We start from the raw sequence: 15,948 nt of genomic DNA, 5'->3' as shown, positions 1-15,948 counted from the left end.
TACATGTCTCAAAGCATTATCGACTACCAGCCTGCCGCCGGCGTGCCGGACCAGCATGCCGATCGCGGCGCCAGCTTGCTGACCCGCATGGAGAGCGTGCCGATTTCGCGCTGGCATATCAAGGCCCGGGTGGTGATGGGCAGCGCAACGTTTTTCGACGCCTTTGACGCTTTGTCGCTGGCGTATGTGCTGCCGGTGCTGATCGGCATGTGGCACCTCAAGCCCGCCGACATCGGCGTGCTGATCGCGACCGGCTATCTGGGCCAGTTGATCGGCGCGCTGTTCTTCGGCTGGCTGGCCGAGCGCGTCGGCCGCGTCAAGAGCGAGTTCTGGACCATCCTGCTGATGTCGGTGATGAGCCTGGCTTGCGCGCTGACGGGCAACTTCGGCGCGCTGATGGTGTGCCGCTTCATCCAGGGCATCGGGGTGGGCGGCGGCAATCCGGTCGCCGCGGTCTATATCAACGAGCTGTCGCAGGCGCACAACCGCGGCCGCTTCTTCATGCTGTACGAACTGATCTTCCCGATCGGCCTGCTGGCCGCGGCGCAGGCTGGCGCGCTGATGGTGCCCAACGTGGGTTGGCAGTCGATGTTCCTGGTGGGCGGCATCCCGGGCCTGCTGATCGTCGGCTTCATCTGGTTCCTGCCCGAATCGCCGCGCTGGCTGATCGGCAAGGGCCGCTACGACGAAGCGGAAAAGATCATCGAAGGCCTCGAGGCCAGCACCGACCAGCGCATCGTGCCCAAGCCGCGTCCGGCGGCCGCCCTGGCGGCGCCGCGCAAGGCGGGCATGCGCGAACTGTTCTCGTCGTTCTACCGCAAGCGCACGCTGGTGGTATGGGCTTTGTGGGGCATCGCGTATTTCGTCGCCAACGGCCTGAACAACTGGCTGCCCAGCCTGTACAAGACGGTCTACCACCTGCCGCTGGGCGAGTCGCTGCGGCTGGCCTCGATGTCGAATGTGCTCAGCGTCATCTTCGTGCTGGTCTGCGCCTTCCTGGTCGACCGCGTCGGCCGCCGCCGGTGGGCGATGTGCGCGTTCGGCGTGGCCGCCGTGCTGCTGGCCGCGCTGTACCTGAGCGGCGCGCATTCGGCCTACACCGTCATGTTGCTGGGCTCGACCGCGTACGCCGTCATCGGCACCGTCACCATCATGCTGTTCCTGTACACGCCGGAAATCTACCCGACCCGCATGCGGGCCATCGGCACCTCGCTGGCGACGTCCTGGTTCCGCGCCGCCTCGGCCGCCAGCCCGGCCATCGTCGGCGTGGTGCTGGGCTCCAACGGCGTCGCCGTGGTGTTCCTGATGTTCGCCGGCGTCTGCGTGCTCGGCATCGTCGCCGCCATGGGCATGACCGAGACGCGCCAGAAGTCGCTGGAAGAAATCGCACCCTGATGACCATGCCAGCTCTCCCGCACCCGCGCACCCTCTACGACAAGCTCTGGGACGAGCACCTGGTCAGCATCGACGACGACGGCGCGGCCTTGCTCTACGTCGACCGCCACCTGGTCTACGAGGTGACCAGCCCGCAGGCGTTTGCCGGCCTGGCCGCGAGCGGGCGCCCGGTCTGGCGCGCGGGCGCCACGTTCGGCGTGTGCGACCACAACGTGCCCACCAGCGGCCGCGCCAACGGCATCGCCGATCCGCTCTCGCGTCTGCAGGTGGAAACGCTGGAGCGCAACTGCGGCAGCCACGGCATCGCCCAGTTCCGCATGCAGGACCGGCGCCAGGGCATCGTCCACGTGGTCGCGCCGGAGCAGGGCATGACCTTGCCCGGCATGATGGTGGTGTGCGGCGATTCGCATACCAGCACGCATGGCGCGCTGGCCGCGCTGGCGTTCGGCATCGGCACCTCCGAAGTGGAGCACGTGCTGGCCACGCAGACGCTGGCGACGCGCAAGAGCCGCAACATGCTGGTGCGTATCGAAGGCGAGCTGGCGCCGGGCTGCAGCGCCAAGGATCTGGCGCTGTATCTGATCGGCCGCATCGGCAGCGGCGGCGCCGCCGGGCATACGATCGAGTTTGCCGGCGCCACGGTGCGCGCGCTGTCGATGGAGGCGCGCATGACCTTGTGCAACCTGGCGATCGAAGCCGGCGCGCGTTCTGGCCTGGTGGCGGTCGACCAGACCACGCTGGACTACCTGCGCGGCCGTCCGTTCGCGCCCAAGGCGGCGCAGTGGGACGCCGCGGCCGCGCACTGGCGCACGCTGGTGTCCGACCACGATGCCTGCTTCGACCGCGTGCTCGAGATCGACGCCGCCGCGATCGCGCCGCAGGTGACATGGGGCACGTCGCCCGAGATGGTGGCGCCGATCGGCGGCGCCGTTCCCGATCCGGCGCGCGAGGACGATCCGGCGCGCCGCCAGGCGCTGGAACACGCGCTTGCCTACATGGACCTGGCGCCGGGCACGCCGATGCGGGATATCCGCATCGACAAGGTCTTCATCGGTTCCTGCACCAACGGCCGCATCGAAGATTTGCGCGCCGCCGCAGCCGTACTCGCCGCCAGCGGCGGGCGGATCGCGGACAACATCGCGCTGGCGCTGGTGGTGCCGGGCTCCGGCCTGGTCCGCGAACAGGCCGAGCGCGAAGGCCTGGACCGCATCTTCAAGGACGCTGGATTCGAGTGGCGCGAGCCGGGCTGCTCGATGTGCCTGGCCATGAACGACGACCGGCTGGCGCCGGGCGAACGCTGCGCCTCGACCTCGAACCGCAATTTCGAAGGACGCCAGGGAGCCGGCGGGCGCAGTCATTTGCTCAGCCCCGCCATGGCGGCCGCCGCCGCGCTGGCCGGCCGCCTGGCCGATGTCCGCAGCTTGGCCGGGGAGGGCGCGCAATGAAGCCGGTCACGATCGTGGAAAGTCTGGCCGCGCCATTGCGGCGCGATAACGTCGACACCGACGCCATCCTGCCCAAGCAGTTCATGAAATCGGTGGCGCGCACCGGCTTCGGCCCCAACCTGTTCGACAGCTGGCGCTACCTGGACGCCGGCGAGCCGGGCCAGGACCATGCGCGCCGTCCGCTCAATCCGGACTTCGTGCTGAACCAGCCGCGCTACCAGGGCGCGCGCATCCTGCTGGCCGGACGCAATTTCGGCTGCGGCAGCTCGCGCGAGCATGCGCCGTGGGCGCTGCTGGAATATGGCTTCGAGGTGATCATCGCGCACAGCTTCGCCGACATCTTCCGCCAGAACTGCGGCAAGAACGGCGTGCTGCCGGTCGAGCTGGACGCCGCCTCGATGGAACAGCTGTTCGCCGCCGCCGAAAGTGCTGTGGGGTGCCGCCTGCGCGTCGACCTGGAACGGCAGCGCGTCACCGGTGCGCACGGCTTCACGGCCGGCTTCGACATAGCGCCGTTCACGCGCCACTGCCTGCTCAACGGCCTCGATGAAATCGGCCTGGCGTTGCAGCAGCGCGAACGCATCGCCGGCTTCGAGAGTGAACGCCTGCGGCGCTTCCCGTGGCTGGCCGCCAATCTCTGCGATTGAGGGACGGTGCCCGCTGTCATCCGCTGCTGCCGCTGCTGCTAGAATAGGATCTTCGCAATCTGCGGCAGCGCCCGCTTCATCGGACTACTCATGAATCTCTCGCTCAGGCAGCTCAAGGTCTTCATCGGGGTGGCCCAGGCCTCCAGCTTCACCAAGACCGCGCAGCGGCTGCACCTGTCGCAGGCGGCGCTGTCGGCCATCATCCGCGAGCTCGAGACCCAGCTGCACTGCCGCCTGCTCGACCGCACCACGCGCTCGGTGGCGCTGACCGAGGCCGGGCGGATGTTCCTGCCCACCGCCACCCACATCGTCGCCACCATCGAGAACGCCGCGCTGGAGCTGCGCAAGATCGGCCGCGAGGAACAGCGCCTGCTGCGCGTGGGCGTCATGCCGCATATCGCCGTGAGCCTGATGCCGACAGTGTTGAGCCGCTTCGCCAGCCTGTACCCGCTGGTGCGGGTCGACGTCGTCGACAACACACCGGTCGAGCTGCTGCGCATGGTCGAGGATGGTGCGCTGGACGCCGCCTACGGTCCGTTCTTCCGCAAGGAATCCGGCGTCGAGCGCATGCCGATTTTTCCGACCCGGCTGATGCTCGCCATCGGCATGCAGGAAACCGACTGGCCGGATTTCAGCGCCGAAGCGGACACCTGGCGCGCGCTGCAGGGCGTGCCGCTGATCTGTTTTTCGGACGAGACGCCGATCCAGCGCATGGTCGAGGAAAACCTCAGCGCGGCCGCCGTCACCACCGGCAAGCGCACCCAGGTCGGCCATCTGGAAACGGCGATCGCGATGGCCGAAGCCGGCTTCGGCGTGGCCGTGGTGCCGTCGATCTCTGCCGCCGCCTGCCAGCGCTTCAGGGTGCGCCTGTACCCGATCGTGCCGTCCATCGAACTGCCGTTCTACTGCATCACGCGGGCGGGGCGCGGCAGCAATGAAACGCTGGGCCATTTGTCGGCCGTGTTCGAACAGGTGGCGCAGGATTACATCGCCAAGGCCGGCGTCGTCAAGAAGGGCCGCGGACGCGGCAAGGCCGCAGCCTGAGGCCGTATGGCGCTGTTCGCCGTCTTCATTGTTTAGGCTTTTCGATTAAACGATAGATTCTTTTTGCTTCCGCTCTCCATGTGGATTCTTTATATTGGTTCAGCGACGGGGCCTGTCCGCCCCTTCATAAACAGTATAAAAAATTAGCGAGACAGCATATGAAAATCATCATCATCGGGGCCGGTCTCGGCGGCCTGACCGCCGCCAGCGCATTGCTCGACCGGGGCTTCGACGTCACCGTGCTGGAACAGGCCGCGCAACTGAAGGAAATCGGCGCCGGCGTGCAACTGAGCTCGAACGCCACCGGCGTCTTGTACCGCCTGGGCCTGGGGCCGGCGCTTGAAAAAATCGCCTCGGAGCCTGCCGGCAAGCGCGTGCGCCTGTGGAATACCGGCCAGTCCTGGCCCCTGTTCGACCTTGGCGCCATTTCGCGCGAGCGCTTTGGCTATCCCTACTTCACGCTGCACCGCGCCGACCTGCACACGGTGCTGGCCGACGGCGTGCGCCAGCGCAATCCGAACGCCATCCGCCTCGGCGTGAAGGTCGAGCGCCACGAGCAGCACGACGACGGGCGCGTCACCGTGCACGGCGCCAACGGCGACAGCTGGACCGCCGACCTGGTGATCGGCGCCGACGGCGTCCACTCGCGCACCCGCGAAGCCTTGTTTGGGCCGGATGCGCCGCGCTTCTCCGGCATCATGGCCTGGCGCGGCGTGATCCGCGCAGCCGACCTGCCGGCCCATATGCGCGAACCGTACGGCTCCAACTGGGTCGGTCCCGGCGCGCACGTGATCCAGTATCCGCTGCGCGGCGGTGAGCTGGTCAACTTCGTCGGCGCGGTCGAAGGCGGTGGCTGGGAAGTCGAATCCTGGTCCGAGCGCGGCACCCACGAAGAATGCCTGGCCGACTTCGCCGGCTGGCACGAGGACGTGCAAGCCATGATCCGCGCCATCGACGTGCCGTACAAGTGGGCGCTGATGGTGCGCGAGCCGATGCCGCAGTGGTCCAAGGGCAGCGTCACCCTGCTTGGCGACGCCTGCCATCCGACCTTGCCGTTCCTGGCCCAGGGCGCCGGCATGGCGCTCGAAGACGGCTACATCCTGGCGCGCGCGCTGGCGCAGTACGGCGGCGACCTGCCGGACGCGCTGCGCCGCTACGAGGCCGCGCGCCACGAACGCACCGCGCGCATCGTGCGCGGCTCGGCCGCCAACGCCGAACGCTTCCACAACCCGGCGCTGGCGCATGCCGAAGGCGCCGCCGCCTATGTCACCAGGGAATGGAGCGAGGAGCGCGTCAAGGAACGCTACGAATGGCTGTTCCAGTACGACGTCGACGCCGTTCCCCTGTAAGCCCAAACAACAAGGAGATCATCATGACCAATACGCCCGCCGTGCGCGGACTGCACCACTTCGCCTGGCGCTGCCGCGATGCCGAAGAAACCCGCTTCTTTTACGAGGACTTGCTCGGCCTGCCGCTGGTGCACGTGATCCGCCTCGACCACGTGCCCAGCACCGGCGAATACTGCCCGTACGTGCACCTGTTCTTCGAGATGACGGACGGTTCGAACATCGCCTTCTTCGACCTCGGCGACAACGTCAGCGCCGAGCCTTCGCCCAATACGCCAGCCTGGGTCAACCACATCGCGTTGCGCGTCGACAGCGTGGGCGATCTCGAGACGATGAAGGCGCGACTGCAGGCGGCCGGTGTCGAGGTGATCGGCCCGGTCGATCATCATTTCGTCAAGTCGATCTACTTCTTCGATCCGAACGGCTTCCGGCTCGAGTTCACCACGCCGGTCGGCACGCCGCAGATGCACGAAGGCTTCCGCCGGCAGGCGCGCGGCGCTATCGACAACTGGAGCGCTGAAAAAGCGGCGCGTCCGGCACGAGAGGTGCACTGATGATCCAACTGAACGCCACCCACGATCCGGCGCGCCGCGCCTGGATCGATAGCGCCAATCTCGCGGACGCCGAGTTCCCGATCCAGAACCTGCCGTTCGGCGTCTTCGACGATGGTGCCGCGCGCCGCGCCGGCGTCGCCATCGGCGACCAGATCGTCGACCTCGCCGCGCTGCTCGCACTGAAGCTGCTGGACGGCGACGCCGCCGAAGCGGCGCGCCCCTGCGCCGGCGGCAGTCTCAATGGGCTGATGGCGCTCGGCCCGCGCCACGCGTCGGCCTTGCGCGCCGCGCTGTCTGACCTGCTGCGCAGCGACAGTCCGCAACTCGAACAGGTGCTGGCGCAGCGCGAGCGCATCCTGGTGCCGATGTCCAAGGTATCGATGGCGCTGCCGTGCGAGATCGGCGACTACAGCGACTTCCTCACCTCGCTGCATCACACCGAACGCCATGGCCGCTACAAGGGCTTGAAGGATCCGCTGCCGCCGGCCTTCAAGTCGCTGCCGATCGCCTACCACGGCCGCGCCTCGTCGATCCGCGTCAGCGGCGAACCGGTGGTGCGTCCGCACGGCCAGTACAAGAACGCCGCCGGCGCCGTGGAATACGGTCCGGCGCCGATGCTGGACTTCGAGCTGGAGCTGGCCGCGTTCGTCGGCCAGGGCAACCAGCTCGGCCAGCCGATCCCGCTGGGCGAGGCGAACGGACATATCTTCGGCTACTGCCTGCTCAACGACTGGTCGGCCAAGAGCATCCAGTGGTGGGAGCAGGTGCTCGGGCCTTTCCTCGGCAAGAGCTTCGTGTCCTCGATCTCGCCGTGGATCGTTACCCAGGAAGCGCTGGCGCCGTTCCGCATGCCAGCGCCGCCGCGCGGGTCCGGCGATCCCGACCCGCTGCCGCACCTGTCCGATCCGCGCGACCAGTCCCAAGGCGGCATCGACATCGGCCTGGAAGCCTGGCTGTCGACCCCCGCACGGCGCGCCGCTGGCGAAGGTCCGCTGCGCATCACCAGGACCCACCTGCGCAACCTGTACTGGACCTTCGGCCAGATGGTGGCGCATCACACCAGCAATGGCTGCAACCTGCGCCCGGGTGATTTGATCGGCAGCGGCACGATCTCGGGCGCCGACGACGGCGCGCGCGCCTGCATCACCGAGCTGACCAACGCCGGCGCCGATCCGCTGAAAGTCGGGCCGGAGGAATTCCGCACCGCGCTTGAAGACGGCGACGAGATCGTGCTGCGCGCCCGCGCCACCCGCAAGGGCGCGGTGACGATCGGCTTTGGCGAGTGCCGCGGCCGCATCGAGCCTGCGCGCGACCTGTCCGGCGGGAGCCGCTGATGCTGGGCCACATGCAGTTCGGGCAAGGCTCGCGCAAGGTGATGGTATTGGGCGGCGCCTTCGGCTGGGCCGAGGACTGGACCGGCATCCTGGCCGGACTCGATCCCGAGCGCGCCACCTGGGTGTTCGCCGACTACCGAGGTTATGGCCGCTCGCGCGGGCTCGATGGCGAGTTCAATTTCGACGAGGCGGCGGCCGACGTGCTGGCGCTGGCCGACAGCCTGGGCTGGGGGCGCTTCGCGCTGGTCGGCCACTCGATGGGCGGGGTGGCGATCCAGCGCGTGCTGCTGGCCGCGCGTCCCGGACGCATCGAGCGCATGGCAGCCATCGCCGCGGTGCCGGCCTGCGGCTCGCGGATGGACGAGCAGCGCCTGGCGATGTTCGGCAAGGCCGCCACCGACCTGGCGCAACGCCAGTTCATCCTCGACTTCTCGACCGGCAAGCGGCTGCCGTTTGCCTGGCTGTGCCGGTTGGCGCGGGACTCGGCGGAGCAAAGCCTGCCGCAGGCGTTTGAAGGCTACCTGCGCGACTGGGGCATGGTGGATTTTTCCGACCGCGTGCAGGGCAACCCGACGCCGGTCAAGGTATTCATCGGCGCCAACGACCCGACCCTGACACGCGAGCTAATGGAACGCAGCTGGCTGGCCTGGTATCCGAACGCCGAGCTCGAAGTATTGGAGGGCTGCGGCCACTATCCGATGCACGAGACGCCGCTGGCGCTGGCCGCGGCGCTCGACAACTATTTGCAACAGCCCTGAACGGGCCGGCCGGCGGCGACGCGCGGCCACTGGAGAACAACGTGTACGCACTTAATTACGTCCGTCCGGACTCGCTGGCGCAGGCGCTGGCTTTGCTGGAAGAACACCCCGACGCCAAGCCGCTGTCGGGCGGGATGACGCTGGTGCCGACGCTCAAGCAGCGCCTGGCCGCACCGTCGCACCTGGTCGACCTGACCCGACTGGAGGAACTCAGGGGTATCGCACTGGAAGGCGGCGTGCTGCGCATCGGCGCCGCAACCCGCCATGCGGAGGTGGCCGAGAGCGCCGTGGTGCGGCAGGCGATACCGGCGCTCGCCTGCCTGGCCGGCCTGATCGCCGATCCGCAGGTGCGCAACCGCGGCACCATGGGCGGTTCGGTCGCCAACAACGATCCGGCGGCGGACTTCCCTGCGGCGGTGCTGGGGCTGGGCGCGACCGTGGTGACCAGCGCGCGTCGGTTGCCGGCCGATGACTTTTTCGTCGATATGTTCGAAACCGCGCTGGCGCCGGGCGAACTGGTGGTGGCGATCGAGTATCCGCTGCCGCAGCGCGCCGCCTACCGGAAATACCGCCACCCGGCGTCCGGCTACGCGCTGGCCGGCGTGTTCGTGGCCGACTTCGGCGAGCGCGTGCGGCTGGCCGTCACCGGCGCCGCGCCGTCGGTGTTCCGCTGGCGCGAGGCCGAGCAGGCGCTGGGCGCCGGCTGCGACGTGGCGGCGCTGGACGGTCTGCACATCGATCCCGACCTGCTGCTTGACGACGAGCGCACGCCGGCGCGCTACCGCGCCAACCTGGTCGAAGTATTCACCCGCCGCGCAGTCGCGGCACTGGCCGTCCGCTAGAGGCGGCCGAACAAGGAGACAACATGGAATTCAGCGGAACCCAAACCATCGCAGCCTCACGTGAAACCGTGTGGGCCGCACTCAACGATCCGGCCGTGCTGCAAGCCTGCGTGCCCGGCTGCGAATCGTTCAGCGCGCGCAGCGAGGATGAATACGAGGCCGTGGTGCAGGCCGCGGTCGGCCCGGTCAAGGCGCGCTTCAAGGGCAGCCTGACGCTGTCGGAGCGGCGCGCCAACGAAGGCTACCGCATCGCCGGTAAGGGCGAGGGTGGCGTGGCCGGCTTCGGCAAGATGCAGGCCGTGGTCACGCTGGCCGATGCGCCGGAGGCCGGCGCCACCGTGCTGACCTACGACGCCACGGCCGACGTGGGCGGCAAGCTGGCGCAGGTGGGGTCGCGTCTGGTGGCGTCGGTGGCCAACCGCATGGCGGACGAATTCTTCAAGCGCTTCAGCGAGCAGCTGGCGCCGCCGGCCGAAGCCGTCGACGACGCCCCAGCCGCCGAGGGCGCGCCCAAAAAATGGTGGCAGCGCGGCTGAGCCACAGACAGTTATCAAGAACAGGCAGGTGAGACGTGGTACAAGTGAAATTACAGGTCAACGGCCAACAGGTCGAGCGCGAGGTCGAGGACCGCACGCTGCTGGTGGAGTTTTTGCGGCGGGAGCTGGGCATGACCGGCACCCATGTCGGCTGCGACACGACGCAATGCGGCGCCTGCACGGTCAACCTTGACGGCGCCGCCGTCAAGTCGTGCACGGTGCTGGCGGCCCAGGCCAGCGGCGGCAGCGTGCGCACCGTCGAGGGCATGGAGCGGGATGGCTGGCTGCACGCGGTGCAGGAAGCCTTCGTGCAGTGCCACGGTCTGCAGTGCGGTTTTTGCACGCCGGGCATGATCATGGCGATCGACTATTTCCTGCGCGAGAAGCCGGCGTCGCTGGACGACGAGGCCATTCATACTGCGCTGGAGGGCAATATCTGCCGTTGCACCGGCTATGTGAACATCATCGCGTCGGTGCGCCATGCTGCCCGCGCGCTGTATCCCGAACTGGAGGTACAGCCATGATCGGCCAGTCCCTGCCACGCCTGGAAGACCGGCGCCTGGTGACCGGCAACGGCCAGTACACCGACGACATCAGCGTCGATGGCCAGGTGTATGCCGCCTTCCTGCGCTCGCCGCACGCACACGCGCGCATCCATGCGATCGACACCACCGCCGCGCGCGCCGCGCCTGGCGTGCTGGCGGTGCTGACCGGCGACGACTACCTGGCGGCCGGTTTCCAGGGCATCCAGCACGTGCCGATGCCGCTCGACGCCATCGACCACACGGCGCCGGCGTTCAGGGAGTCGCTGACCGGCTCCGTCTACAGCCGCCTGCACCTGCCGCTGCCGGTCGACAAGGTGCGCCACGTGGGCGAGGCGGTGGTGATGGTGATCGCCGCCAGCGCAGCGCAGGCGCGCGACGCCGCCGAACTGGTGGACGTCGATTACGACGTGCTCGATGCGGTGGTGCTTGCCGATGCCGCCATGGCCGCCGGCGCTCCCCAGCTCTACGACGATGCGCCCGGCAACCTGTGCTTCCAGACGCAATTGGGCGACCGCGACAAGGCGCGCGCCATCTTCGCCGGCGCCCATTACGTGCTGCGGCGCGAATTCCACAACAGCCGCGTCGTCAACTGCCAGATGGAGCCGCGTGCGGCGATCGGCGTCTACGATCCCGAGGCCGGCAGCTATACGCTGATCTCGGGCAGCCAGGGCGCGGTGCGCCAGAAAATGGGCCTGGTGGCCGCGCTGCGCGTGCCGGCCGACAAGGTGCGCGTGGTGTGCCCGGACGTGGGCGGCGGCTTCGGTCCGCGCAGCTCGCTCTATGTCGAGCAGCTGGCGGTGGTGTGGGCGGCGCGCGAGGTGGGGCGTCCGGTCAAGTGGACCGGCGACCGCAGCGAGGCCTTTCTGTCCGACTACCAGGGCCGCGACGCGATGCTGCGCGCGGCAATCGCGTTCGACGCCGACGGCCATATCCTGGCCATCGACAATGAATGGATAGGCAACGTCGGCGCCCATACGGTGTCGTACGTGCCGATGTCGAACGGGACCCGCGTCATGACCACGGTGTACCACGTGCCGGTGGCGGCGGTGCACATCAGCGCGGTGCTGAGCAACACCGCGCCGACCGCGCCTTATCGCGGCGCCGGGCGGCCGGAGGCCAACCACATGATGGAGCGCCTGCTCGATCTCGGCGCGCACGCGCTGGGCATCGACCGGGTCGAGATCCGCCGCCGCAACATCGTGCGGCGCGACGCCATGCCTTACCTGAGCCCGATGGGCTTGAACTACGACAGCGGCGACTTCGCCGGCAACATGGAACGTGTGCTGGAACTGGCCGACTGGGACGGCTTCGCGGCGCGCCGCGCCGCTTCCGCCACGCACGGCAAGCTGCGCGGCATCGGCCTGGTCAACTACATCGAGGCGCCGGTGGGCGCGCCGCGCGAGCGCATCGAGATGCGCGTGCTGCCGCAGGGCGTGATCGACCTGGTGTCCGGCACCCAGACCCAGGGCCAGGGCCACGCGACGACCTTCGCGCAGGTGGTGGTGGCGCAGCTGGGCGTGCCGGTCGACTCGGTACGCCTGCGCACCGGCGACACCGCCTTTGTCAGCGTCGGCGGCGGCACCCACTCGGACCGCAGCATGCGGCTGGGCGGCACGCTGCTGGTGCATGGCGCGGCCAAGATCGTCGAGCAGGGCAAGGCCGCGCTGGCCGGGCTGCTGGAGGTCGATGCGGCCACGGTGTCGTTCGCCGACGGTACGTTCCGCACAGGCGAACACAGGGTCGGCCTGTTCGAGCTGGCGCGCCGGCTGGCCGAGGCGGGCCTGGCGCCGCTCGAAGCCGAGGCCGAATTCAACGGCCGCATGGCCGCGCACCCGACCGGGGCGGCCGCGATGGAACTGGAGGTCGATCCCGACACCGGCGAAGTCGAGCTGCTGCACTACATCTCGGTGGACGACGTCGGCCAGCCGATCAACCCGATGATCGTCGAGGGCCAGGTGCACGGCGGGCTGGCGCAGGGCATAGGCCAGGCGCTGTCGGAAGGCTTTTACGTCGATCCCGACAGCGGGCAGGTGCTGTCGGGCTCCTATATGGACTATGGCGTGCCGCGCGCCGGCCGGGTGCCGCGCATGACGCTTGAATTCTCCGAGGATCCGACCGCCGGCAATCCGCTGCGCGTGAAGGGGGGCGGCGAGAGCGGCATCACGCCGGCCACCGCCGTCATCTACAACGCCCTGGCCGACGCGCTGGGCGAGGGCGCCGCCCAGGAACTTGACATGCCCGCCACGCCGGCGGTGATCTGGAATTACATACGCCGGGAACAGAAAAATGGATAAAGAACAGGTAAAAATCATTCGCGACGGCGACGTGCTGGCGATACGCCTGGAACGCGCCGACAAGGGCAACGCGCTGACGGCCCGCATGGGCGAATTGATCGTCGCCGCGCTGGCGGCGCTCGACCCCGGCGTCAAGCTGGTGCGCATCGACGCCGACGGCGCCGATTTCTGCACCGGCCGCGATTCGCCTATCCCCACGCTCGGCACCAAGCCATCGGCGGAGACCGTGCGCCAGGTGGTGGCGCTGCCGCCGCTGGCGTTGTACGACGCGATCAAGGCGGTGCCCGTGCCGGTGCTGACAGTAGTGCGGGGCCGCGCGATAGGCGCCGGTTGTGCGCTGGCCTGCGTGGCCGACCTGGTGCTGTGCGCCGATGACGCAGTGTTCCAGATTCCCGAGATGGAGCGCGATATTCCGCCAACGCTGGTGATGGCTGCGCTGGCCGACCGTGTGCCGGTCAAGACGCTGGCGCATATGATCTACAGCCGCATGCCGCTGAGCGCCGTGCAGGCGCTCGAGGCCGGACTGGTGGCCAGCGTGATGCCGGCCGCCGGACTCGATGCCGCGGCCGATATGCTGGTCCAGACGATGCTCGGCAACGGCGCCGTGACACTGCGCGCCGTCAAGCAGTTCCTGTCGCTGGCCCCCGGCATGGCGCCGGCATCGGCCAGCGTGCTGGCTGGCCATCTTGCCGCCACCGCGCTCTCTACACGTTTTTAAAGCACGTCAAAAAAATGAGCCGCCATCCCCGGCGTGGGGATGGCGGCTCATTGCTTTTACGGGGACGGCGTCGCTCAGGCGAACAGGTAGCGGCCTTCGTCGTCGCGCGTGATGGCGCGTGTGGCGCCGGTGTCTTCCAGCCAGCGGACCACTTCGCGGCCGTCGCGGCTGCCGACGGCTGCCATCAGTTCCGCGAACAGCTTTGGTCCATGTTCCAGCGCCGCCTGCAGCGACTCGAAGCGCGCGCCGTCGAAGACCGGCGCGGCCGGCACGCGGTGCTCGATCGAACGGTTCATGCCCGGACGCAGGAACGGCAGCGTCAGGTCGAAGCCGGCCTTCGCCGTGTGGTGGGAACCGGCCAGCGACGGATCGAGCGGCATGGCGCGCATGCGGTCCTGCAGCACCAGGTCGCGGTCGGCCTGGAAGCGGGTGGCCAGCGCCCAGTCCATCTGGTCGTCGGAGAAGATGTCGATGTCGGGATCGACCACGAACACATGCTTGACGTTGGCCAGGCAGGCGAATACCGCCGCGATGGCGTTGCGCGCCTCGCCCGGCACGCGCTGCTGCAGCGAGACGCGGACGTTGAACATGCCGCCGTTGGCCGCGCTGGCGTACACCGCCTTCACTTCGCGCACGGCCACTTCCAGCGCGCGCCAGACGGTCACCTCGGTGCGCAACGCGCACAGCTGGGCGGTGTCGGTATAGGCCATGTCGCGGCCGCTGATGGTCGAGGTCTGGAACACCGGGTCGCGGCGGTGCGTGATCGCCGTCAGGTGGAACAGCGGATTGCGCTTGACGCCGCCGTAGTAGCCGAGGAATTCGCCGTACGGACCTTCCGGCTCGACGTGGCCGTTTTCGTCGAGGTAGCCTTCGAGGATGAACTGTGCGTCGGCCGGCACCATCAGGTCGTTGGTGACGCACTTGACCACGCCCAGCGGCGCGCCGCGCAGCGACGCCAGCAGTTCCAGTTCATCGGTCGGCAGGCGCATGGTGGCGGCCACGTGGTCGATCGGGTGGGTGCCCACCGCGAAGGCGATCGGCAGCCGTTCGCCGCGGTTGGCGTGTTCAAGGTAGATCGCGCGCAGGTCGGACGGCGCGATCAGGTCGATGCCGGCGGTGCGGCGGCCGCGCAGCATCAGGCGGCGCACGCCGACGTTGGTCCAGCCGGTGTTCTTGTCGATGACGAAATCGATCGACGACGAGATGTAGGGGGCGCCGTCCAGGCCGTGCTGCAGGTGCACCGGCAGCCTGGTGAAGTCGCAGTCGTCGCCGGTCAGCACCACCTGCTGCACCGGCGCCGCCTCGCGCGCAACCTGGTGGATGCTGGCTTTCCGGCGCAGGCGCTTGAGCACCTCCTGCAGCAGGTTTTCGGAGGTGGTGTCGAAAGCCGCCGCCAGGCGGCTGCGGCTGCCGGCCAGGTTGCCGCACAGCGCGAACGGGGCGGCGTCGCCGGCGCCGGAGGGCCGGTCGAAGATGACCGCTTTCGGGTTGCCTTCCAGCAGGCGCGCGACGTCGGCCAGCTCGACCGGGCCGGCGTGGCGTTCAAATTCGGCCTCGCCTAGCGCGGCGGCAAACCGGCGCAGTTCGAAACGCTCCAGGTCGGGAAGGGCGCTCGCCTGCTCCGCGGCGTTGAAATCGGGATGGGAACTCAATGTTGTCTCCGTATGTCATGATCGGTGTCGACAGGTGTCGACCATCGCAATCTAAAGCACTACGGCACATAACTGAAGCAACAATATCTGATCACTTAATTAGAAAAACTAATTAATTTGACCGCGCCGTTCACGGCTGTTTGGCTCTGTTACCATCGGCTCTCCAGCGCTGCAACTACCAGACATCTACCATCATGCAACCATCATCCCGTCCCCGTTTTATCGTCGGCATCAGCGGTGCCTCCGGCGTCGTTTACGGCATCCGCCTGCTGCAGCTGCTGCGCCAGCTTGATGTGGAATCGCATCTGGTGATGAGCAAGTCGGCCCAGGTCACGCTGGCCCACGAGAGCGACCTGAGCGTGACCGAGGTGCGCGCCTTGGCCGACGTGGTCCACTCCAACAGCGACATCGGGGCCAGCATCGCCAGCGGTTCGTTCCAGGTTTCGGGGATGATCGTGGCGCCGTGCTCGATCAAGACCATGTCGGAGATCACCACCGGCATGACCGGCACGCTGCTGTCGCGCTCCGCCGATGTCATGCTCAAGGAGCGCAAGCGGCTGGTGCTGATGCTGCGCGAGACGCCGCTGCACCTGGGCCATTTGCGCAGCATGACGGCGGTGACCGAGATGGGCGCCATCATTTATCCGCCGGTGCCGGCGTTTTACGCGCGGCCGCAGAGCATCGACGAGATGGTCGACCATACGCTGGGAAGGGTGTTGGACCTGTTCGGCCTCGACGCGAAGACGGTGAGGCGCTGGGATCCCCGGGGCCAGGTGGCCCCGGAGTGACAAACTAACAAACTAATATCTCATCATGCGCCGGTTCCGGCGCATTCAAA

General features: G+C 68.2%; 15 protein-coding genes. 14 read left to right on the top strand and 1 reads right to left on the bottom strand.

Features of this window, described 5'->3' with window-relative positions:
* Positions 1 to 3: 3 nt before the first annotated feature.
* The 13 genes from ACCD07_RS10395 (at position 4) to ACCD07_RS10335 (ending at position 13,458) form a co-directional block, all read left to right on the top strand.
* The gene (locus tag ACCD07_RS10395; protein WP_413447300.1) at positions 4 to 1,395 is read left to right on the top strand and encodes an MFS transporter; all 1,392 of its coding nucleotides are present in this window, start codon (positions 4 to 6) and stop codon (positions 1,393 to 1,395) included.
* 5 nt (positions 1,396 to 1,400) lie between these two features.
* Positions 1,401 to 2,840 (top strand): 3-isopropylmalate dehydratase large subunit, encoded by a 1,440-nt coding sequence (gene leuC, locus ACCD07_RS10390; RefSeq protein WP_413447367.1) that lies wholly within the window; start codon positions 1,401 to 1,403, stop codon positions 2,838 to 2,840.
* A complete protein-coding gene (gene leuD, locus ACCD07_RS10385) occupies positions 2,837 to 3,487 on the top strand; it encodes a 3-isopropylmalate dehydratase small subunit (RefSeq protein ID WP_413447299.1) in 651 nt (216 codons plus the stop codon). The genes leuC and leuD overlap by 4 nt, the downstream gene beginning before the upstream one ends.
* 90 nt (positions 3,488 to 3,577) lie before the next feature.
* Complete coding sequence (locus tag ACCD07_RS10380; RefSeq protein WP_176653922.1) at positions 3,578 to 4,531, top strand: LysR family transcriptional regulator; 954 nt, start codon at positions 3,578 to 3,580, stop codon at positions 4,529 to 4,531.
* A 158-nt stretch (positions 4,532 to 4,689) separates the two neighbouring features.
* Complete coding sequence (locus ACCD07_RS10375; RefSeq protein ID WP_176653923.1) at positions 4,690 to 5,880, top strand: FAD-dependent monooxygenase; 1,191 nt, start codon at positions 4,690 to 4,692, stop codon at positions 5,878 to 5,880.
* 23 nt (positions 5,881 to 5,903) lie between these two features.
* Positions 5,904 to 6,431, top strand: a complete 528-nt coding sequence (locus tag ACCD07_RS10370) for a VOC family protein (protein WP_413447298.1) — start codon at positions 5,904 to 5,906, stop codon at positions 6,429 to 6,431.
* Entirely contained in the window at positions 6,431 to 7,765 is a 1,335-nt protein-coding gene (gene fahA, locus ACCD07_RS10365; protein ID WP_413447297.1) for a fumarylacetoacetase, read from the top strand. The genes ACCD07_RS10370 and fahA overlap by 1 nt, the downstream gene beginning before the upstream one ends.
* Entirely contained in the window at positions 7,765 to 8,523 is a 759-nt protein-coding gene (locus ACCD07_RS10360; RefSeq protein ID WP_413447296.1) for an alpha/beta fold hydrolase, read from the top strand. The genes fahA and ACCD07_RS10360 overlap by 1 nt, the downstream gene beginning before the upstream one ends.
* A 41-nt stretch (positions 8,524 to 8,564) precedes the next feature.
* Positions 8,565 to 9,365 (top strand): FAD binding domain-containing protein, encoded by an 801-nt coding sequence (locus ACCD07_RS10355; RefSeq protein ID WP_413447295.1) that lies wholly within the window; start codon positions 8,565 to 8,567, stop codon positions 9,363 to 9,365.
* 23 nt (positions 9,366 to 9,388) lie between these two features.
* On the top strand, positions 9,389 to 9,901 hold the full coding sequence (locus ACCD07_RS10350) for an SRPBCC family protein (RefSeq protein WP_176653928.1): 513 nt from the start codon (positions 9,389 to 9,391) through the stop codon (positions 9,899 to 9,901).
* A gap of 35 nt (positions 9,902 to 9,936) precedes the next feature.
* Positions 9,937 to 10,425, top strand: coding sequence for a (2Fe-2S)-binding protein (locus tag ACCD07_RS10345; RefSeq protein ID WP_413447294.1), 489 nt, complete (start codon positions 9,937 to 9,939; stop codon positions 10,423 to 10,425).
* Entirely contained in the window at positions 10,422 to 12,740 is a 2,319-nt protein-coding gene (locus tag ACCD07_RS10340; RefSeq protein WP_413447293.1) for a xanthine dehydrogenase family protein molybdopterin-binding subunit, read from the top strand. The genes ACCD07_RS10345 and ACCD07_RS10340 overlap by 4 nt, the downstream gene beginning before the upstream one ends.
* Positions 12,733 to 13,458: an enoyl-CoA hydratase/isomerase family protein gene (locus ACCD07_RS10335; RefSeq protein WP_413447292.1), complete on the top strand. Its 726-nt coding sequence runs from the start codon at positions 12,733 to 12,735 to the stop codon at positions 13,456 to 13,458. The genes ACCD07_RS10340 and ACCD07_RS10335 overlap by 8 nt, the downstream gene beginning before the upstream one ends.
* 74 nt (positions 13,459 to 13,532) lie before the next feature.
* Here ACCD07_RS10335 and ACCD07_RS10330 read toward each other — a convergent pair whose 3' ends face one another.
* The gene (locus ACCD07_RS10330) at positions 13,533 to 15,110 is read right to left on the bottom strand and encodes a UbiD family decarboxylase (RefSeq protein WP_413447291.1); all 1,578 of its coding nucleotides are present in this window, start codon (positions 15,108 to 15,110) and stop codon (positions 13,533 to 13,535) included.
* Positions 15,111 to 15,304: 194 nt separating this feature from the next.
* On the opposite strand from ACCD07_RS10330, the gene ACCD07_RS10325 reads away from it, so the two are divergent.
* Complete coding sequence (locus tag ACCD07_RS10325) at positions 15,305 to 15,898, top strand: UbiX family flavin prenyltransferase (protein ID WP_413447290.1); 594 nt, start codon at positions 15,305 to 15,307, stop codon at positions 15,896 to 15,898.
* The last annotated feature ends 50 nt before the right edge of the window (positions 15,899 to 15,948 follow it).

The sequence above is a fragment of the Duganella sp. Dugasp56 genome, from assembly GCF_047304105.1.
Taxonomy (GTDB): Bacteria; Pseudomonadota; Gammaproteobacteria; order Burkholderiales; family Burkholderiaceae_D; genus Rugamonas; species Rugamonas hordei.
The sequence above is the reverse complement of the archived record's forward strand: the minus strand, read 5'-3'. Positions and strand labels throughout refer to the sequence as shown.